Origin of the sequence: Micromonospora sp. NBC_01412, assembly GCF_045040215.1 — a bacterium.
Lineage (GTDB): Bacteria > Actinomycetota > Actinomycetes > Mycobacteriales > Micromonosporaceae > Micromonospora > Micromonospora rubida.
The window spans coordinates 7,037,831-7,056,069 of sequence record NZ_CP109528.1 but is presented as its reverse complement, the minus strand read 5'-3'; the positions used below and the strand labels follow the sequence as shown (position 1 = coordinate 7,056,069).

General features: G+C 75.3%; 19 protein-coding genes. 6 read left to right on the top strand and 13 right to left on the bottom strand.

Annotation, left to right across the window (positions count from 1 at the left end):
- Positions 1 to 342 precede the first annotated feature (342 nt).
- From OG617_RS30760 to OG617_RS30745, 4 genes are all read right to left on the bottom strand, one after another.
- A complete protein-coding gene (locus OG617_RS30760; protein WP_405096400.1) occupies positions 343 to 972 on the bottom strand; it encodes an MBL fold metallo-hydrolase in 630 nt (209 codons plus the stop codon).
- Complete coding sequence (locus tag OG617_RS30755) at positions 969 to 2,057, bottom strand: S-(hydroxymethyl)mycothiol dehydrogenase (protein ID WP_405096399.1); 1,089 nt, start codon at positions 2,055 to 2,057, stop codon at positions 969 to 971. The genes OG617_RS30760 and OG617_RS30755 overlap by 4 nt, the downstream gene beginning before the upstream one ends.
- Before the next feature lie 177 nt (positions 2,058 to 2,234).
- Positions 2,235 to 3,200 (bottom strand): nitrate/nitrite transporter, encoded by a 966-nt coding sequence (locus OG617_RS30750; protein WP_405096398.1) that lies wholly within the window; start codon positions 3,198 to 3,200, stop codon positions 2,235 to 2,237.
- Positions 3,197 to 3,565 (bottom strand): MFS transporter, encoded by a 369-nt coding sequence (locus OG617_RS30745; RefSeq protein ID WP_405096397.1) that lies wholly within the window; start codon positions 3,563 to 3,565, stop codon positions 3,197 to 3,199. Before OG617_RS30745 ends, OG617_RS30750 begins: the two co-directional genes overlap by 4 nt.
- Positions 3,566 to 3,886: 321 nt before the next feature.
- On the opposite strand from OG617_RS30745, the gene OG617_RS30740 reads away from it, so the two are divergent.
- On the top strand, positions 3,887 to 5,332 hold the full coding sequence (locus tag OG617_RS30740) for a cryptochrome/photolyase family protein (RefSeq protein WP_405096396.1): 1,446 nt from the start codon (positions 3,887 to 3,889) through the stop codon (positions 5,330 to 5,332).
- A 6-nt stretch (positions 5,333 to 5,338) separates the two neighbouring features.
- On the opposite strand, the gene OG617_RS30735 is transcribed toward OG617_RS30740, so the two are convergent.
- The 3 genes from OG617_RS30735 to OG617_RS30725 are packed head-to-tail and all read right to left on the bottom strand — an operon-like array spanning position 5,339 to position 8,683.
- A complete protein-coding gene (locus tag OG617_RS30735; RefSeq protein ID WP_405096395.1) occupies positions 5,339 to 6,190 on the bottom strand; it encodes an alpha/beta fold hydrolase in 852 nt (283 codons plus the stop codon).
- Between the two features lie 31 nt (positions 6,191 to 6,221).
- A complete protein-coding gene (locus OG617_RS30730; protein ID WP_405096394.1) occupies positions 6,222 to 7,145 on the bottom strand; it encodes an SDR family NAD(P)-dependent oxidoreductase in 924 nt (307 codons plus the stop codon).
- Positions 7,146 to 7,177: 32 nt separating this feature from the next.
- Entirely contained in the window at positions 7,178 to 8,683 is a 1,506-nt protein-coding gene (locus OG617_RS30725; protein WP_405096393.1) for a flavin-containing monooxygenase, read from the bottom strand.
- A 113-nt stretch (positions 8,684 to 8,796) separates the two neighbouring features.
- Here OG617_RS30725 and OG617_RS30720 point away from each other — a divergent pair, with 113 nt between their 5' ends.
- The 3 genes from OG617_RS30720 to OG617_RS30710 all read left to right on the top strand — a co-directional run bounded on the left by OG617_RS30720 (position 8,797) and on the right by OG617_RS30710 (position 10,596).
- The gene (locus tag OG617_RS30720; RefSeq protein ID WP_405096392.1) at positions 8,797 to 9,462 is read left to right on the top strand and encodes a TetR/AcrR family transcriptional regulator; all 666 of its coding nucleotides are present in this window, start codon (positions 8,797 to 8,799) and stop codon (positions 9,460 to 9,462) included.
- Between the two features lie 231 nt (positions 9,463 to 9,693).
- Positions 9,694 to 10,113: a VOC family protein gene (locus OG617_RS30715; RefSeq protein WP_405096391.1), complete on the top strand. Its 420-nt coding sequence runs from the start codon at positions 9,694 to 9,696 to the stop codon at positions 10,111 to 10,113.
- 54 nt (positions 10,114 to 10,167) lie between these two features.
- Entirely contained in the window at positions 10,168 to 10,596 is a 429-nt protein-coding gene (locus tag OG617_RS30710; RefSeq protein ID WP_405096390.1) for an archease, read from the top strand.
- Positions 10,597 to 10,622: 26 nt separating this feature from the next.
- On the opposite strand, the gene OG617_RS30705 is transcribed toward OG617_RS30710, so the two are convergent.
- On the bottom strand, positions 10,623 to 12,029 hold the full coding sequence (locus tag OG617_RS30705) for an RtcB family protein (protein WP_405096389.1): 1,407 nt from the start codon (positions 12,027 to 12,029) through the stop codon (positions 10,623 to 10,625).
- A 166-nt stretch (positions 12,030 to 12,195) separates the two neighbouring features.
- Between OG617_RS30705 and OG617_RS30700 the strand changes: the two genes are divergently transcribed.
- A complete protein-coding gene (locus OG617_RS30700; protein ID WP_405096388.1) occupies positions 12,196 to 13,125 on the top strand; it encodes a pentapeptide repeat-containing protein in 930 nt (309 codons plus the stop codon).
- 246 nt (positions 13,126 to 13,371) lie between these two features.
- On the top strand, positions 13,372 to 13,602 hold the full coding sequence (locus tag OG617_RS30695) for a hypothetical protein (RefSeq protein WP_396685854.1): 231 nt from the start codon (positions 13,372 to 13,374) through the stop codon (positions 13,600 to 13,602).
- 104 nt (positions 13,603 to 13,706) lie between these two features.
- On the opposite strand, the gene OG617_RS30690 is transcribed toward OG617_RS30695, so the two are convergent.
- The 5 genes from OG617_RS30690 to OG617_RS30670 all read right to left on the bottom strand — a co-directional run bounded on the left by OG617_RS30690 (position 13,707) and on the right by OG617_RS30670 (position 18,195).
- The gene (locus OG617_RS30690; protein ID WP_405096387.1) at positions 13,707 to 13,898 is read right to left on the bottom strand and encodes a ferredoxin; all 192 of its coding nucleotides are present in this window, start codon (positions 13,896 to 13,898) and stop codon (positions 13,707 to 13,709) included.
- Between the two features lie 14 nt (positions 13,899 to 13,912).
- The gene (locus tag OG617_RS30685; RefSeq protein ID WP_405096386.1) at positions 13,913 to 15,136 is read right to left on the bottom strand and encodes a cytochrome P450; all 1,224 of its coding nucleotides are present in this window, start codon (positions 15,134 to 15,136) and stop codon (positions 13,913 to 13,915) included.
- A gap of 86 nt (positions 15,137 to 15,222) precedes the next feature.
- Positions 15,223 to 15,696 carry a ribonuclease HI gene (gene rnhA / locus OG617_RS30680; protein ID WP_405096385.1) on the bottom strand — a complete coding sequence of 158 codons (474 nt, stop codon included), beginning with the start codon at positions 15,694 to 15,696 and terminating at the stop codon, positions 15,223 to 15,225.
- 374 nt (positions 15,697 to 16,070) lie between these two features.
- Positions 16,071 to 17,264, bottom strand: a complete 1,194-nt coding sequence (locus OG617_RS30675; RefSeq protein WP_405096384.1) for a lycopene cyclase family protein — start codon at positions 17,262 to 17,264, stop codon at positions 16,071 to 16,073.
- 34 nt (positions 17,265 to 17,298) lie between these two features.
- The gene (locus OG617_RS30670; protein ID WP_405096383.1) at positions 17,299 to 18,195 is read right to left on the bottom strand and encodes an aldo/keto reductase; all 897 of its coding nucleotides are present in this window, start codon (positions 18,193 to 18,195) and stop codon (positions 17,299 to 17,301) included.
- Positions 18,196 to 18,239: the final 44 nt, after the last annotated feature.

The window sequence follows — 18,239 nt, the reverse complement described above, 5'->3', positions numbered from 1 at the left end:
TCGTTGCGACGCGCTCCGGGTTGAGCGCCCCTCGGGGGAACCGCTCCGCACAGGGGTTTACCGGCGGGCGGTACGGGGGACACAACCAGCCCCACGTGTCCGTCATTCCGGATATGCGGGGCAGCGGCCCGGGCTAGGACCCCGGTCACGCCCAGAATCGGTCGACCCCGGACGCAGGCGGTCACCGGGCGCGCGGCACCCCGAACCGGACGAACATGCACCGGGTCAACTCGTCGGCCGCCGATCCGGTGTCGACCAGCGCGGCCGCGACGCCAGGGGTGATGCGCCCGCCCCGGTGACCGGCCCGCCCCGGCCGGCACGCTGGCCGGGGCGGCGGATGGGTCAGTGCCCCCGGGCGATCCACTCGTCGAGGTGTGGGGCCTCGGCGGCGACGGTGGTGCTGTCGCCGTGGCCGGTGTGTACGACCGTCTCCGGCGGCAGGGTGAGCAGCCGGGTACGAATCGAGTCGACGATGGTGCCGAAGTCGCTGTACGAGCGGCCGGTGGCGCCCGGTCCGCCGGCGAAGAGGGTGTCACCGGTGAAGACCACACCGAGCTGCGGGGCGTACAGGCTGCACGCGCCGGGACTGTGGCCGGGGGTGTGCAGCACCCGCAGGCCGGTGCCGGCCACCTCGATCGTGGCCCCGTCACGCAGCTCCCCGTCGGGGGCCGTGTCGGGATGCACCAGGTCCCACAGCACCCGGTCGTCGGGGTGCAGCAGCACCGGCGCACCGGTGGCGCGGGACAGCTCCGGGGCCACCCGGACGTGGTCGTCGTGGGCGTGGGTGGCCACGATCGCCACCACGCGGCGCTGGCCGACGGCGCGCAGGATCGCGTCGACGTCGTGCGGGGCGTCGACGACGAGGCACTCGCTGTCGTCGCCGACCACCCAGACGTTGTTGTCGACGTCGAAGGTCTGCCCGTCGAGGGAGAACGTGCCGGAGGTGACGGTGTGGTCGACGCGAACGGTCACGGGAAGACCACCACAGAGCGCAGCACGTCGCCCTGGTGCATCCGGGTGAACGCCTCCTCGACCTGGTCCAGGGCGATCTCCTCGGTGACGAACGCGTCCAGGTCGAGCCGGCCCTGCAGGTAGAGGTCGGTGAGCAGGGGGAAGTCGCGGCTGGGCAGACAGTCGCCGTACCAGCTCGACTTGAGCGCGCCCCCGCGGCCGAAGACGTCCAGCAGCGGCACGTCGACGGTCATCTCGGGGGTCGGCACGCCGACCAGCACGACCGTCCCGGCGAGGTCACGGGCGTGGAACGCCTGCTTCCAGGTCTCCGGCCGGCCGACGGCGTCGATGACGACGTCGGCGCCGAAGCCGCCGGTGGCGGCGCGGATCGCCTCGACCGGGTCGTCCTCCGAGGCGTTGACCGTGTGGGTGGCGCCGAACTTGCGGGCCCAGTCGAGCTTGCGGGAGTCGGTGTCCACGGCGATGATCGTCGTCGCCCCGGCCAGAGCCGCGCCGGCGACGGCGGCGTCGCCGACCCCGCCGCAGCCGATGACGGCCACGGAGTCGCCGCGGGTGACCCCACCGGTGTTCATCGCCGCGCCGAGGCCGGCCATCACCCCGCAGCCGAGCAGGCCCACGGCGGCGGGCCGGGCCGCCGGGTTGACCTTGGTGCACTGTCCGGCGTGGACGAGGGTCTTCTCGGCGAAGGCCCCGATGCCCAGGGCCGGCGACAGCTCGGTGCCGTCGGTGAGGGTCATCTTCCGGGCGGCGTTGTGGGTGGCGAAGCAGTACCACGGCCGGCCCCGCCGGCAGGCGCGGCAGACCCCGCAGACGGCCCTCCAGTTGAGCACCACGAAGTCGCCCGGCGCGACGCCGGTGACGCCCTCGCCCACCTGTTCGACGATGCCGGCCGCCTCGTGGCCGAGCAGGAACGGGTACTCGTCGTTGATCCCGCCCTCGCGGTAGTGCAGGTCGGTGTGGCAGACCCCGCAGGACTGGACGCGGACCACCGCCTCGCCGGGCCCCGGGTCGGGCACCACGATCGTGGTGACCTCGACCGGTGCGCCCTTGCGCCGTGAAATGACTCCCCGGACTTCCTGGCTCACGTTCTCCTCCTGCTCCACCGCTGTCGATGCCGGCGGCCCGCGGTGGGCGGGCCGACGACGGAGAGCGCCACCGGGCGGGTACGCCACGTCGATCGCGCTTCCCGGCGAAACTACCGCCGATCACCACGTCGAGCCCAGCAACGCCCGACGCTTACCACGGCCGGGGCCGCGGGGCGCTCACGCGAGTCGATGGGCCGGCGCGGGCGGCGTGACCGGGGCGGCGTCGCGGGCGAGGTCGGCGAGGTGGCGGCGGGCGGCGTTGCGGTAGCGCAGCACCTGGACCGCGCCGAGCGCCCACAGGACGTACTGCACGGCGAAGGCCCACCGGAAGGCGGCCAGATCCGGCGCGGCGTGGCCGGCGGGGGTGGCCAGGTCCAGCACGACCCCGACGGCCAGCACCAGGACGATCGAGGCGGCGAAGCCGCCCACGTTGACGATGCCGGTGGCGCTGCTGATCCGGCTGGCCGGGTTGAAGGTGCGCGCGTAGTCGAAGCCGATGGCCGAGCCCGGACCGTTGGCGGCCAGCACCACGACCAGGACGACCAGCAGCCAGCCCGGGGCGCGGCCAGGCCAGGCCAGCACCACCGCCCAGATCGCGGCGGTGGCCGCGGTGACGGTGAGCACCAGCACCGAGCGGCGGAACGGGTGCCGGGCGCACAGGTGGGCGATCAGCGGCCCGGCCAGCAGTCCGGACAGGGTCATCAGGGTGAGCAGGGACGCCGCGGCGGTGGGCGACATCCCCTGCCCCTGCACGAGGAACGGGTACCCCCACAGCAGCGCGAACACCGAGCCGGAGAACTGGGTGACGAAGTGCGTCCACAGGCCCAGTCGGGTGCCGGGCTGGGCCCAGGCGGCGGCCAGTTCCCGGCGTACGGTGGCCAGGTCGGGGGCGGGCGCGGCGGCGTGCTCGCGGTGCGGGGTGTCCCGGACGGCCGCGACGACCATGGTGAGCACGGTCGCGCCGAGCGCGGCGGCGACCAGGAACGCCGGGGTCCAGCCGGCGCGGTGCAGCAGGGCGACCAGCGGCACGGCGCCGAGGATCGCACCGAACTGGCCGAGGGTGCAGGTGAGCTGCACCAGCATCGGGTTGCGTCGGCCGGGGAACCAGAACGCGACGATGCGCAGCACGCTGATGAAAGTCATCGCGTCGCGAGGCCGACCAGCACCCGGGCGGCGACGGCGAGCCCGACGTCGGTGGCCACCGCGAAGCAGAGCTGGCCGGCGACCATCAGCACCCCGCCGGCGATCAGCAGCCGGCGGGAGCCGAACCGGTCGAGCAGCACCCCCACCGGCACCTGCATGGCCGCGTACACGGCGAGCTGGGCGACGGTGAAGATGGCCAGGGTGGAGGCGCTGATGTCGAAGCGGTGCGCGGCGTCGACCCCGGTGACGCCGAGGGAACTGCGGTGGAACACCGCCGCCATGTACGCGCTGAGGGCCACCGCCCAGACCAGCGCGGCGGAGCGGCGGGGCACGACGGTCGGGACGGCGGTGGCGGCGACGCTCACGGGTGCCGGTACGCCCGCTCCGTGGCGGAGGGGACGGCGGCGCGCGCCGCCGGGCTGGGATGCGTCATGTCCTCATGGTGCGTCGCACCCCCTGTTGGCCGGGGCGCGGGCTGTCCGGACGTGGCCCGGGCCACGGGGTGCGGACCGGGACGCCAGGGCCCGCGGGTGGGCCTCGGCGGCATCACCGCCGGCTGCCGGCCCGGGGTCGCGCCGCCGTGCCCGTTCGCCACCTGACGAGGGAGGTGACGCTGTGGCGTGCGCCACCCACGGGACACGCCGGCACGGCGGGCGACGCCCCGCCGCACTGGGCAGAATCGACGCATGTCTTCGCGCCGGTGGCTGCTCGCCGATCAACTCGGGCCGCACTTCCTCGACGACAGGGCGCAGCCGGTGCTGCTCGTGGAGGCCCGGGATCTGTTCCGTCGCCGTCCCCTGCACCGGCAGAGGGCCCACCTGATCCTGTCCGCGCTGCGTCACCGGGCCGCAGAGCTGGGCGACCGGGCGCTGCTGGTGCGGGCCGGGACGTTCCGGGAGGCACTGGCCCGGGTCGACGGGCCCCTCGAGGTGCTCCACCCGCCGTCGCGGGCGGGGTTGGCCTTCGCCCGTTCCGTGCCGGGGCTGACGATCCTGCCACCCCGGGGCTTCCTCACCAGCCGCGACGACTTCACCGCCTGGGCGGACGCGTACCGGCGAGGGCCGTTGCGGATGGCCGAGTTCTACCGCTGGGCCCGCCGTGAGCACCGCGTGCTGGACGGCCCGCCGGGGCGGGTGCCGCGCCGGCCCCGGCACTCCGGCGGCACGGTCGCCCCCGCTCCCCCGCCGATCGTGGAGGACGAGATCGACGCGGAGGTACGCGAGGATCTGGACCGGTGGGAGAAGGAGGGGATGCGGTTCGTCGGCCGGGACGGGCCGCGCAGCTACCCCGCCACGCACGCCGAGGCCGATGCCCGGCTGCGGCACTTCGTCCGGCACCGGCTGCCCGACCACGGCCGCTACCAGAAGGTGATGAGCGCCGACGACCCGATGCTGGCGCACAGCGTGCTGTCGTCGTCGTTCAACCTGGGGCTGCTCGACCCGGCGGAGGCGATCCGGGCGGCCGAAGGGGCGTGGCGCGACGGGGCCGCGTCGCTGTCGGCGGTGGAGCCGTTCATCCGGGGGCTGCTCGGCTGGCGGGAGTTCCTCTGGCAGCTCTACTGGTACTTCGAGCCCGCGTTCCGGGACGGCAACTGGCTGGCCGCGACCGAGCCGCTGCCCCGCTGGTTCGCCGACCTGGACGCCGACGCGGTCGAGGCGCGCTGCCTGGCCGACGTGCTGGCCGGGGTGCGGGACCGGGCCTGGGCGCACCACTCGCAGCGGCTGCTGGTGCTCGGCAACTACGCGTTGCAGCGCGGCTGGCGGCCGGCGGAGCTGGCGGACTGGTTCAGGGGGTGCTTCGTCGACGGCGCCGACTGGGTGATGAACGCGACGGTGGTCGGCATGAGCCGGTACGCCGACCTGGGCCGGGTGGACACCCGCCCCTACGCGGTCGACGGCCGGTACATCGACGAGCTCAGCGACTACTGCGGCGGCTGCCGGTACCGGCCGGACACCGTGCTCGGCGACCTGGCCTGCCCGTACACCGGGGGGTTCGACGCCTTCCTGCACCGCAACCGGGGGCGGCTGGCCGGCGACCCGCGGCTCGCCGCGGAACTGGCCGAGCGCGAGGACCCGCAGGTGCGGGAGGCGGTGCTGGCCCAGGAGGACAAGCGCGGCGGCAGCCCGCCCTGACCGCCCTCAGCCGCGCGCAGGGTGCTCGGCCCAGAAGCCGGTGACCAGCCGGTGGAACTCCTCGGCCCGCTCGATCTGGGGCAGGTGGCCGGTGTCGGCGAACAGGTGGGCGCGGGCCCGGGGCAGCCGGGCGCGGGCGGCGTCGAGGTGCACGGCGGGCAGGATCAGGTCGCGGTCGCCCCAGATCACCAGGATGGGCAGGTCCAGCCGGGCCACGGCGTCGAGCAGTTCGGCGCGCCACCCGGGGGCGACGCCGCGGATCGTGCCGAGGCTGCCGGCGAGCTCCAGCATCACCCGGGCGGCGTGCGGTCGGCGGGCCACCGCGAGGGCCTCGGCGAGGCGCGCCGCGGTGACGTGCCGCCGGTCGTGGAACAGAGCCCGCTCGGTGCGCCGGACCACGGCCCGGCTCGGCCGCAGCAGCAGCCGGCCGAGCGGTCGCAGCGCCAGCAGGCGCAGGGCGATCGTCACCTCCGCGCCGAAGCCGGCGCTGTTGACCAGGACCAGGCTGGCCGCGCGGGTCGGGTCGTCGGCGGCCAGCCGCATCGCGACCGCCCCGCCGAGGGAGTTGCCGGCCAGGTGGGCGGGGCGGTCGACGCCGAGGGCGTCGAGGCAGTCGGCGGTGGCCCGGGCCAGCGCCGGCAGGGTGTGCGGCTCGTCCAGCGGCGCGGAGCCGCCGTGCCCGGCCAGGTCGAGGCTGACCACCCGGTGGTCGCGGGCGAGCAGGTCGTGCTGGTCGGCGAAGTCGGCGAGGGTGCGGCCGATGCCGTGCAGCAGCACCACCGGTGGGCCCTGCCCGGTCACCCGGCAGCGGACCGTCCTGCCCCGGACGGTGAGGGTCGTGTCGGTCGGCCCGGTCACGCCGGTTGCCCCTTCCTGCCGTCCGGCCCGGTCACGCCGGCTGCCCCGGGCCGTCCGCCGGCGCCGGGGCGGTGGGCGGCCCGGCTGGCCGGTGGGGCGCGGGCGTCGCAGGCGCGGCGGCCGGCCGGGGGGCGCGGTTGAGGGCGAGGGCGAGGACCCGCCCGTACGAGGCGGGGGCGAGCCGGGCCAGCAGGTCCGGCAGCTTCGCCGACCAGCCGATCAGCACCCGGCCCCGGCGGCGCTCGACGCCCCGCAGGATGACCTCGGCGGCGACGGCGGGGTCGATGGAGAGCAGCTTCTCGAACTGCCGGCGGCCGGCCTCGAACTCCTCGGCGGGCACGCCGCTGCCGACCCGGGCGCTCTGCGCGATGCGGGTGCGGATGCCGCCGGGGTGCACGGAGGTCACCCCGATGCCGTCGTCGACCAGCTCGTGGCGCAGCGCCTCGGTGAAGCCGCGGACGGCGAACTTGCTCGCCGCGTACGCGGTCTGCCCGGCGGGGGCGATGAGCCCGAACAGGCTGGACACGTTGACCAGGTGGGCGCCGGGCTCGGCCTTCAGTGCTGGCAGCAGGGCGTGGGTCAGCCGCACCACGGCCCGGAAGTTGACGTCGATCACCCAGCCGAACTCGTCGAGGGTGACCTGGTCGAACCGGCCGCCGAGGGCGACGCCGGCGTTGTTGATCAGCAGCCGCACGCGGGGACGGCTCCGGCGGATCTCCTCGGCCACCGCGGTGGTCGCGGCGGCGTCGGCGAGGTCCACCAGGTGGGTGGTGACCGGCCGGTCGGGGTGGTCGGCGCGGATCGCGGCCACCACGGCGGCGAGCCGGTCGGCGTCCCGGTCGAGCAGGACCAGGTCGGCGCCGCGCCGGGCCAGGCCGTGGGCGAGGGCCTCGCCGATGCCGCTGGCCGCCCCGGTGACCACGGCCGTCCCGCCCGCGAAGTCGAACCTGCGCACGTCGGTCTCCTCTGCTCGGTCGGCGGGGACGGTCAGCCGGCGGGGGTGCCGGCGGGATCCCGCCGGTCGGTGGTGGCCGCCTCTCCCGCGCGGGAGAACCGCACCCCGGAGTCGGTGAGCCGGCCGTGCCGCATCAGCAGCACGTCCCGGGCGTAGTTCTGGTGCAGCCGCCACGGCGCCGCCGCGCCCTGCTTGGGCAGCGCGTCGACGCTGCGCAGCACGTACCCGGACTTCAGGTCGATGAGCGGCTCCAGGTCGCCCGAGGCGGGGGCGAGCGGGGTGACGACCTGCTGACCGGTGGCGTCGAGGTGGGTGAGCAGCCGGCAGACGTAGGTGGCCACGAGGTCGGCCTTGAGCGTCCAGGAGGCGTTGGTGTAGCCGATGGTCAACGCGAAGTTCGGCACGCCGGAGAGCATCATGCCCTTGTACGCCACCGTCCGCGCGAGGTCGACCCGCTCGCCGTCCACGGTGATCGTCATGCCGCCGAGGACGAGCAGGTTGAGGCCGGTGGCGGTGACCACGACGTCGGCGGTCAGCTCCGCCCCGGAGGCGAGGCGCAGGCCGGTGGCGGTGAGGGTCTCGACCCGGTCGGTGACCATCGAGGCCCGGCCCTGCCCGAGGGCGGTGAACAGGTCGCCGTCGGGGACCACGCACAGCCGCTGGTCCCACGGGTCGTAGCGGGGCGAGAAGTGCCGGTCGACGTCGTAGCCGGCGGGCAGCCGCCCCTGCGCCGCGCGCCGCAGGAACCGCTTCACCAGCCTCGGGGCGCGGCGGCTGAGCTGGAAGGTGGCCGTGCCGAACAGCACGTTCTTCCACCGCACCACCGGGTACGCGACCTTCGGGGACAGGAAGCGGCGCAGCGCGTCGGCGAGGGCGTCGCGCGAGGGCAACGCGACCACGTACGTCGGTGAGCGCTGGAGCATGGTGACGTGGGCGGCCCGCTCGGCCAGGGCCGGCACCAGGGTCACCGCGGTCGCGCCACTGCCGATCACCACCACCCGTTTGCCGGTGTGGTCGAGGTCGGCGGGCCAGTGCTGCGGGTGCACCAGCCGCCCCGTGTACGCCCGCGCGCCAGGAAGGTCCGGGGTGTAGCCGGTGTCGTAGCGGTAGTAACCGGAGCAGGTGAACAGGAACCCGCAGGTGAGGGTGACGTCCTCGCCGGTGTCGTCGCGGTGGGCGCGCACCGTCCAGCGGGCGGTCGCGCTGTCCCACTCGGCGGCGAGCACCCGGTGGTGGAAGCGGATGTGCTCGTCGACGCCGTACTCGCGGGCCGTCTCGCGGACGTAGTCGCGGATCGAGTCGCCGTCGGCGATGGCCACCGGGTTCGTCCACGGCTTGAACGAGTAGCCGAGGGTGAACATGTCCGAGTCCGACCGGATGCCCGGGTAGCGGAACAGGTCCCAGGTGCCGCCGATCGCGCCGCGCGCCTCCAACACCGCGTACGTCTTGTCGGGGCGGTTGCGGCGCAGGTGGCAGGCGGCGCCGACACCGGAGAGGCCGGCGCCGACGATCAACACGTCGACGTGCTCGGGGGCCATCGCGCGTCTCCCGTCGCAGGGTGGTGGATCGGACCCTATCCAGCACCGTCGACGTCGGTCAACACCGTGTCGAGTGGAATCAACACGGTGTCGAGGTAGTAGCATCTGCGCTCATGACCGCCCCCGCCCGTACGCCCGGACGCGGCACCGGGGCGCGGGGCCGGCGGGCGGCCCGCTCGACCGGGGACGACCGGCAGCTGGCCATCCTGGCCACCGCCGAGCGCCTGCTCGCCCAGCGGCCCTTCGGCGAGATCTCCGTCGACGACCTGGCCCGGGGCGCGGGCATCTCCCGGCCGACGTTCTACTTCTACTTCCCGTCCAAGGACGCGGTGCTGCTCACCCTGCTGGACCGGGTCACCGAGGAGGCCGACGCGGCCGCCGGTGACGTGCTGGTCCGGCTGGCCGAGGACCCGCGGGCCCGGTGGCGGGAGCTGATCCACCGGTTCCACGAGACGTTCGGCGCGCACCGCGCGGTGGTGCGGGCCTGCGCCGAGGTGCGCGGCACCAACGCCGAGGTACGCCGGCTGTGGGCCGCGGTGCTGGAACGCTGGGTGCAGGCCGTCGAGGCCGCCGTGACGGCGGAGCGACGGCGCGGCGCGGCCCCGGACGGCCTACCGGCCAGGGACCTGGCGATCGCGCTGACCTCGATGAACGAGCGGGTCTGGTACGCCACCTTCGCCGCCGACGGGCCGGCCGTGGCGGAGCGGGACGTGGTGGACGTCCTGCTCGACGTCTGGCTCACCAGCGTCTACCGGGGCGCGGTGCCCCCGGCCGGCTGAGCCGTCCCCGGCCGGCCCGGGAGGCGGGCGGGGCGTCGCGCGGCCCGCCAGGGCGGCGTGGTCGGGTTCGACGGCTGACCCGGGTACGGCCGACCGGGGGTGCCGCAGCCGCACCCGAGCCGGCACGATTCGTCAGAAGGGCAGACGAGATCGTCGATGTCCTGAGGGCTCGGCGGCCGGACCCGCCGTCGTACCGGACAGAACCGCTCGTCGAGGCCAGGGGGCTGGAACATGGACTTCACGCTCGAACTCGTCGTGGTGCCGGTGTCCGACGTGGACCGGGCCAAGGAGTTCTACCGGGAGCGCGCCGGGTTCCAGCTGGACATCGACATCCGCTCCGGCGAGGACTTCCGGGTCGTGCAGCTCACCCCACCGGGGTCGGCGTGTTCGATCGCGCTGATGCGTGACCCGGACGGCGCGGGCGGCGTCGGCGGCCTGCACCTGGTGGTGACCGACCTCGACGTGGCGCGCGAGGAACTGCTGGCGCGCGGGCTGCCGGCGAGCGAGATCTTCCACTTCGAGGAGGGCGGGGTGCGGGTCCCCGGCCCGGATCCGCAGCGACGCGACTACGCCTCCTACCTGTCGTTCAGCGACCCCGACGGCAACGGGTGGCTGGTGCAGGAGGTCCGCCGGACGCCCACGGCGGCCTGACGGGCGGACCCGGGTTTCCCGGCGGAGTGCCGCCGGGGCCCGGATGATCGGGGCATGGAACGAGGACCGGGGCGGGGCCACCGGGCCGTGCCGCACACCGCCGACGTGCGGATCGAGGCCTGGGCGCCGGACCGGGAGGGCTGCGTGGCCGAGGCGGTGTCGGCGATGGTGGAGACCTTCGCCGACACCGCCGGCGCGGGCGAGGGCGCCGAGGTGACGTTCGACGTCCCGGCAGGCGACGACGGGGACCTGCTGGTGGGCGTCCTCGACGAGGTGATCTTCCGGCTGGAGACCGAGGGGGTGCTGCCGGTCGCGGCGAACGTGACCGCCGACCCCGGCGGTGGCCTGCGGGTGCGCTGGCGGGTGGTGGCCGCCGACGGGGCGGAGCCGGTCGGTGCGGTGCCGAAGGCCGTGTCGTTGCACGGGCTGCGCTTCGGTCGGGACGAGGTGGGCTGGTCCTGCGCGGTGACCCTGGACGTGTGACCCGGGGCGCGGGACGCCCCTCGGGTTCAGCCCTTGACCACGCCCAGCGGCACCAGCCGGGCCACCCGGCGGCACAGCCCTGCCCCCTCGGCGACGTCCACCACGGCCGTGACGTCCTTGTACGCCTCCGGCGTCTCCTCGGCCAGCCCTCGCCAGGACGCCCCGCGCACGGCGATGCCCCGGGCCTCCAGCTCCCGGCGCAGCTCCTGCCCCCGTACCGTCTTCATGGCCTGGCTGCGGCTGCGGACCCGGCCCGCGCCGTGGCAGGTGGACGCGAACGCCGGGGCGCCGGCCACCCCGGTGAGCACGTACGAGGCGGTGCCCATCGAGCCGGGGATGAGCACCGGCTGGCCGGCGGCGCGCAGGTCGGCGGGGAGGTCAGGATGCCCGGGCGGCAGGGCGCGGGTGGCGCCCTTGCGGTGCACGCAGAGCCGCCGGTCGACGCCGTCCACCCCGTGCGTCTCGATTTTGGCGAGGTTGTGCGAGATGTCGTACACCAGGTCGAGCCCGCTGCCGGCGACCCGCCGGAACACCCGGCGGGCGGCGGAGGTGAGCAGCTGCCGGTTGGCCCGGGCGTAGTTCGCGGCGGCGGCCATCGCCCCGAGGTAGGCCCGCCCCTGCGCGGAGTCGACCGGGGCGCAGGCGAGCTGCCGGTCCGGCACCTCGATGCCGTGCCGGGGCATCGTCTGTTCCATCGCCCGGACGTGGTCGGTGCAGATCTGGTGGCCCAACCCGCGCGACCCGCAGTGGATCATCACGACGACCTGGCCGGCGCGCAGCCCGAACGCCGCCGCCACCGGCTCGTCGTGCACCGCGTCGACCGCCTGCACCTCCAGGAAGTGGTTGCCCGAGCCGAGGCTGCCGACCTGCCCCTGGCCGCGCTGCGCGGCCCGCTCGCTGACCTGGGCAGGGTCGGCGTCGGCGACCGCGCCGAAATCCTCGCACCGGTCCAGGTCACGCGGCACGCCGTGGCCGCGTTCGACGGCGTACCGGGAGCCGCCGCGCAGCACCGCGTCCAGCTCGGCCGGGTCGGCCAGCTTCCACACCGCGCCCCGGCCCATGCCGCGCGGGACCGCCGCGTCGAGGCCGTCCATCAGCGCGTCGCGCAGCCGGGGCAGGTCGGCCCGGTCCAGGTCGGTGGCGAGCAGCCGCACCCCGCAGGAGATGTCGAAACCGACGCCGCCCGGGGAGACCACCCCGCCGGCGGCGGCGACGCCGCCGATCGGGAAGCCGTACCCCCAGTGCACGTCGGGCATCGCGTACGAGGCGCCGACGATGCCGGGCAGGGTGGCGACGTTCGCCACCTGCTCCAGGGACCGGTCCGAGCCGACGTCGGGAAGCAGCGCCCGGGAGGCGAAGACGACGCCGGGCACCCGCATCGGGTCGCGCCGGTCGATCCGGAACCGGAACGGCGACTCCTCGACCAGCTCCATGGGTGGGCGGCTACCCGCCCCGCGGCCGGCCACACCTGCCCCGTCGGCCGGCCCGGGAGACAGCGTGCCCGGCGGCACCCCCGGCCCGTGGTCATGGGAGCCGGCGGGACAATGGGGGAACCCGGGGGACCCGCCCCGGCGCCTCGCCCTGTAGGAGAACGCCACCGTGTCCGGAACGCCCCAGCCCGCACCGTCACCGTCCACCGGCGGCGGCGACCTGCGGGCGGACTGCTCCCGGTGCTTCGGGCTGTGCTGCGTGGCGCCCGCCTTCGCCGCGTCGGCGGACTTCGCCGTCGACAAGCCGGCCGGGCGGCCCTGCCCGAACCTGGGCGGCGACTTCCGTTGCGGCATCCACCGGGACCTGCGGGACAGGGGCTTCCCCGGGTGCACCGTCTTCGACTGCTTCGGGGCCGGGCAGCAGGTCGCCCAGGTCACCTTCGCCGGCCGCGACTGGCGGTCCGCCCCGGACACCGCGGCGCGGATGTTCGACACGTTCGCGGTCATGCGTCCGCTGCACGAGCTGCTGTGGTACCTGACCGAGGCGGTCGCGCTGACCCCGCCCGGCCCGCTGCGCGAGGAGTTGGGCGTCGCGTTGACGCAGACCCGGCGGCTCACGGCCGGCAGCCCGCAGGAACTGCTCGGGCTGGACGTCGACGCGCACCGGGGGCGGGTGAATCCGCTGCTGTCCCGGGCCGGCGAGCTGGCCCGGGGCGACCGGGCCGGGCTCGACCGCCGGGGGGCCGTACTGGTCGCCGCCGACCTGCGGCGGGTCGACCTGGTCGGGGCGAACCTACGCGGCGCCGTCCTGCTCGGCGCGGACCTGCGCGACGTGGACCTCACCCTCGCCGACCTCACCGGCGCGGACCTGCGCGGCGCCGACCTGCGCGGGGCGGATTTGCGGCGCGCCCTGTTCCTGCACCAGTCGCAGGCCGACGCGGCCCGCGGCGACCACCGGACCGGGCTGCCGCCGGCGCTGACCCGGCCGGCGCACTGGTCCCTGCCGGTCACCCCGGTCCGCCGACCCGCCGCGCCCCGGCAGCCCCGCAGGCCCCACCGCAACGGCGGCAGCCCGGCGGCCGGCGGGCACCGCAGGTGACGAGCCGGGCCGAAGGCGAAGCGGAGCCGCCCCGGCCGTGGCGTCGTTCTTGGGGCGTTGAACAGTGCGAAGTGCCGGCCGGTGGAAGCCACCTGAGCGGGCGGCCACCGGACGCGCGACGCCGACCGGGACAGCATGGCTGAAACACCGCCGCCACCGAACACCGTGGCCCCGCGACGGGCGGGCCGCGCCGGTGCGGGCCGCCGGGGAACGTTTGTCGGCGGCCGGGGCGGGCAGGACTGCGGCATGACCAGTGAGGAACGCTTCGACCGAGCCAGCAGCGATGAACCCGACGGCGCGACCGCCTACGAGGCGTCTCTACGACCGCCGGGCGACTCGCTGCGCACGACCGAGGACACCGGGGACGACTTCGCCGACCTGCCGGCCGAGAACGCCCGCCCGGCACGGGAGACCAGCCGCGCCGGTTACGACGTCGACGCCGTCTCCGGCACCACCGATCCCTCCCGCGAAACCTGACCCCACCCCCACCCCGGCGCCCCCGCCGCCGCAGCGCCCGGTGATCAAGAAGTTTGCGTCGGCCGGGGGCTACGGGGCTGACGCAAACCTCTTGATCACCGGGGTCAGGTGAGGTGGATGGCGCCGGCCGGGCAGAGGTCGGCGGCTCGGCGGATCCGGTCGGCCGACTCCGGCGGCGGTGTGGGACGGAGCAGGAGCACCAGGCCGTCGGCCTCGTCCTGGTCGAAGACCTCGGGCGCGGCGAGCACGCAGTTGCCCGACCCGCAGCAGCGGTCCCGGTCCACCTCGATCCGCATCGTGCCGCCCCCGGTCACCACGTCACCGGGAGGCTGTTGAGGCCGAACACGATCGACGTCTCGCGGGTGGAGACCTGCTCCGGCGTCGCGGTGGTGCGCAGGCCGGGGAAGCGGCGGGCCAGCTCGACCAGGGCGATCCGCAGCTCGGCGCGGGCCAACGGCTGGCCGATGCACTGGTGCACCCCGAAGCCGAACGCCAGGTGCTGGTGCGCCTGCTGGTAGGGATCGAACTCGTCGGCGGCGCCGAAGACCTCCGGGTCGCGGTTGGCCAGCGACAGCACGGCGATCGCGCCCTCCCCCGCCCGGATCAGCCGGCCGCCGATCTCGACGTCCTCCACAGCCAGCCTGGGCAGGCCGGTGCGGACCACGCTGAGGTAGCGCAGCAGCTCCTCGACCAACGCGGGGGCCCGGTCCGGGTGCTCGCGCAGCGCGTCGAGACCTCCCGGCTCGCGCAGCAGCAGCAGGGTGCTCAGGCCGATCATGTTGGCCGTGGTCTCGTGGCCGGCGACGAGCAGCAGCAGCGCCATGCCGACCAGCTCGTCGACGGAGAGCTCGCCGGTGGCCACCCGGTCGCGGACCAGCCGGCTGATCAGGTCGGTGGCGGCGTCCGCGTCGGCGTGCCGGGCGAGGACCAGCTCGCGCAGGTATTCCCGCAGCTCCCGGACCTCGGTGCGGACCCGCTCCACGGGCGCGGTGCGGTCGAGCAGGGTACGGCTGCGGGCCTGGAAGAAGCCGTGGTCGGCGTACGGGACGCCGAGCAGGTGGCAGATCACCATCGAGGGCACCGGCAGGGCGAACGCCTCGACCAGGTCAGCGGGCGGGCCGGCGGCCTGGAGGCCGTCGAGGGCCTCGTCGACGGTCTGCTGGATCAGCGGCTCGATCCGCCGGACATTCTTGATCATGAACTCGGCGGTGAGCATCCGGCGCAGCCGGGTGTGCGCGTCGCCGTCCATCCGGATGAAGCCGCCCTGACGGTCCAGCTCGGACTGGAGCGGCAACGGACGCACCAGCGGGAATCCCGGCTTCTCGAAATTGGCGCTGAAGGCGGGGTGGCGCAGCAGCTGACGCACGTCGGCGTGCCGGGTGACGAGCCAGGCGGTGGTGCCGGTCGGCAGCCGGACCCGGGTCACGGGCTCGTCCAGGCGACCCCGCTCCTCCTCGTCGAGCAGGGCGAACGGGCCGTGGTCGGGGTTGGTCGGCGGCCAGAGGGGCAGGTCGGTAGCGGCGGTCGCGGTCACGCGGACACCTCCCGTGACAACTGTGAGTGATGCAATCGATCCGAAACGCTACCTATCGATGTAGATCGACACAAGACCGCGTGGCCTCACCGGGTCGCGGTCACCGTCCGGGCCTCGGTCATCCCCCGGTTGGCCAGGGCGTCAGCCCGCTCGTTCTCGGGATGGCCGTTGTGCCCCTTCACCCACAGCCAGGTCATCTCGTGCCGGGCGCAGGCCGCCTCCAGCCGCTGCCACAGGTCGGCGTTCTTGACCGGCTGCTTCGCCGCCGTCAACCAGCCGTTGCGCTTCCAACCCGCCAGCCAGCCGGTGATGCCGTTGCGCACGTACGTGCTGTCGGTGTGCAGTCGCACGGTCACCGGCCGGGTCAGGCTCTCCAACGCCCGGATCGCGGCCATCAGCTCCATCCGGTTGTTGGTGGTCGGCGTCGCCTCCCCGCCGCACAACTCCCGCTCGTGGGTGCCGTAGCGCAGCAGGGCACCCCAGCCGCCCGGGCCCGGGTTGCCGCTGCACGCCCCGTCGGTCCAGATCTCCACGACCCTGTCGGCCGCCGCGTCCACCATGCCCGCAACCTACCGGGTACGCCCCGCGCCACCGCGGACCGGACCGTCGAAAACGGGCGGCGCCGGCCGGGCCCTCTGGCAGGCTGCCTCACCATGACCGGACGCTTCGACGGCCTGCGGCGGGCCGAGGTGCGCGATACCATCGACGGTCTCGTCTCCTCCGGGCGGGAGGCGGGGGTGCAGGTGGCGGCGTACCTGCACGGCGAGCCGATCGTCGAGGAGCAGGCCGGCGTTCGCGTACCCGGACCTGGGGCTCACCGTGGCGGCGACGCGCAACCGGCTCGCGGTCGGCGACGGCGACCCGCTGGAGCGGCTGCGCCTGGCGATCCGCGACGCGGTCGCCGCCCTGCCGGCTGACCCGCCCCGGGGGCGGGTCAGCCGGCAGGGCGGCGCAGCCGGCCGCGAAGCCGCCCGGCGGCGTCACCGACGACGGCGGAGGTCATCGCCAGTAGCGGGCTGGACCGCATCACCGCCAGGTCCTCCCCCGGCGAGGTGTCGCCGTCGAGGAAGCGCAGCACCCGCTCGGCGGGATTACGGTCGAACAGCCGGTCGAAGAACTCCGGGCCGCCGACCCGGCCGGTGTCCAGGGCCCGCAGCGCGACCGCGTCCATCCACAGGTGCCGCCGGGGGTACGCGGGCGCGGGCACCGGCGGCCGGCCGGCGGCCAGCGCCCCGGCCACCTGGTCGGCCTGGCGCAGCATGGCGGAGAAGGTGAACCCGGTGGAGGGGCGGGTGGCGCCGCCGGCCGTGCCGAGGCGGACCACCCGGGGCGAGGGGCGGCGCGGGAACGGGGCGTCGGTCATCGGGATCACCCCGTCCTCCACCTCCCGCACCGTCAGCGCGGCCGGGTCCAGGCCGAGCCGGCCGAGGTAGCCGCGCAGCGCCCGGTCGTACCCGTCGTCGGTGAGCCGGTCCGGGGAGAACTCGGTGTACTCGACCAGCGCGTACCGGTCACTGACCGGCAGCACGTAGCCGAAGGAGACGCCCCGCCCGGGCTGCGGGGTGCGGAAGTCCATCAGCACCGCCCGGGCGGGGTCGAACAGCGGCCCGCCGGACTCCACCCACCAGCCACGGAAGTGCTGCAACCAGGACGTGCGGCCGGGCCGGGCCGGCGGGCGGGGCCGGGAGTCGAGCACCCAGGACGCCCGGGCCAGCGGGACCCCGTCGGCGCCCCGGACCAGCACCCCGGCGCCGTCGTCGTCCAGGCCGGTCACCGCCGCGTCGATCCGGCTCACCCCGAGGCGCCGCTCGGCCTCGGCGGCCCGGGCGTAGACCGGGGCGGAACGCAGCATGGCGTACCGCAGCGGGGTGAGGTCGAGCACCCGGCGGCGGGCCGGGGTGGTCACCTCGACCTGGTCCCAGCTGGCGCTGAGCAGCGGGTCCAGGCTCCCGCCGGGGCGGCCCCAGAACGCCCAGGTGCGGTCCTGGCCGCGCCTGCGCACCGGGTCGACGACGGCGACCCGCAGCCCCCGCACGCCGTGCCGGTCCAGGGCGGCCAGCACCAGGGACGCGGCCCCGCCGCCGCCGACCAGGGCGAGGTCGACAGCGACCGGCGCGGACTCGTTCACCCCGCCACGCTGTCACACCGCCGGGCCGGGGGCGTCACTCGCCGCGCTGGTGCACAGCCTCCAGCCGGGCCAGGTCCTCGGCGGTGAGCCGCAGCGCCCCGGCGGCGACGTTGGCGACCAGGTGCTCGGGGTTGCCGGTGCCGGGGATGGCCAGCATGTTCGGGCCGCGGTGCAGCGCCCAGGCGAGCCGCAGCTGGGCGGTGGACACCCCGTGGGCGGCGGCGACCGCGCGGACCTCCGGGTCCTCGTCGCCACTCGCGCCGGCCTCCCGGCCCGTGGTGGCGATGGAGAAGAACGGCACGTACGCCACCCCCTGCGCGGCGCAGTCGCGGACGAACTGGTCGTGCCGGGGGCGGAAGCCGAGACCGTACGCGTTCTGCACGCACACCACCGGGGCGACGGCCAGGGCCTGCGGCAGGTGGTGCGGCCGGACGTTGGAGATGCCGAGGTGCCGGATCAGGCCGGCGTCGCGCAGCTCGGCGAGCGCGCCGAAGTGCTCGGCGACCGACTCCAGGCCGGCCTGGCGCAGGTTGACCAGGTCGAGGTGGTCGCGGCCGAGCTGACGCAGGTTCTCCTCGACCTGGCCGCGCAGCTCGTCCGGCCGGGCCAGCGGCAGCCACCGCCCGGACGGGTCCTTGCCCGGCCCGACCTTGGTGGCGATGACCAGGTCGTCGGGGTACGGCGCGAGGGCCGCGTTGATCAGCTCGTTCGCGGAGCGCAGCGGCGAGAAGTAGAAGGCAGCGGTGTCGATGTGGTTGACGCCCAACTCCACGGCCCGGCGCAGCACCGCTATCGCCCGGTCCCGATCGCTGGGCCGGCCGTCGGCGGTCGCGGTGAGCCGCATCGCGCCGAAGCCGACCCGGTTGACGGTCAGGTCACCCAACGTCCAGGTGCCTGCGGCGTCTGCGGTGGTGGTCGTCCCCGTGTCCATGATCACGATTGTGGCATGGGCCGGGGGCCGCCGCCGTCCCGTGA

Excerpts from the sequence above, each read along its gene's own strand:
- OG617_RS30750 (WP_405096398.1), bottom strand. The coding sequence starts at position 3,200 with ATGACTTTCATCAGCGTGCTGCGCATCGTCGCGTTCTGGTTCCCCGGC.
- OG617_RS30740 (WP_405096396.1), top strand. The coding sequence starts at position 3,887 with ATGTCTTCGCGCCGGTGGCTGCTCGCCGATCAACTCGGGCCGCACTTC.
- OG617_RS30725 (WP_405096393.1), bottom strand. The coding sequence starts at position 8,683 with ATGGCCCCCGAGCACGTCGACGTGTTGATCGTCGGCGCCGGCCTCTCC.
- OG617_RS30720 (WP_405096392.1), top strand. The coding sequence starts at position 8,797 with ATGACCGCCCCCGCCCGTACGCCCGGACGCGGCACCGGGGCGCGGGGC.
- OG617_RS30715 (WP_405096391.1), top strand. The coding sequence starts at position 9,694 with ATGGACTTCACGCTCGAACTCGTCGTGGTGCCGGTGTCCGACGTGGAC.
- OG617_RS30710 (WP_405096390.1), top strand. The coding sequence starts at position 10,168 with ATGGAACGAGGACCGGGGCGGGGCCACCGGGCCGTGCCGCACACCGCC.
- OG617_RS30705 (WP_405096389.1), bottom strand. The coding sequence starts at position 12,029 with ATGGAGCTGGTCGAGGAGTCGCCGTTCCGGTTCCGGATCGACCGGCGC.
- OG617_RS30695 (WP_396685854.1), top strand. The coding sequence starts at position 13,372 with ATGACCAGTGAGGAACGCTTCGACCGAGCCAGCAGCGATGAACCCGAC.
- OG617_RS30690 (WP_405096387.1), bottom strand. The coding sequence starts at position 13,898 with ATGCGGATCGAGGTGGACCGGGACCGCTGCTGCGGGTCGGGCAACTGC.
- rnhA (WP_405096385.1), bottom strand. The coding sequence starts at position 15,696 with ATGGTGGACGCGGCGGCCGACAGGGTCGTGGAGATCTGGACCGACGGG.
- OG617_RS30670 (WP_405096383.1), bottom strand. The coding sequence starts at position 18,195 with ATGGACACGGGGACGACCACCACCGCAGACGCCGCAGGCACCTGGACG.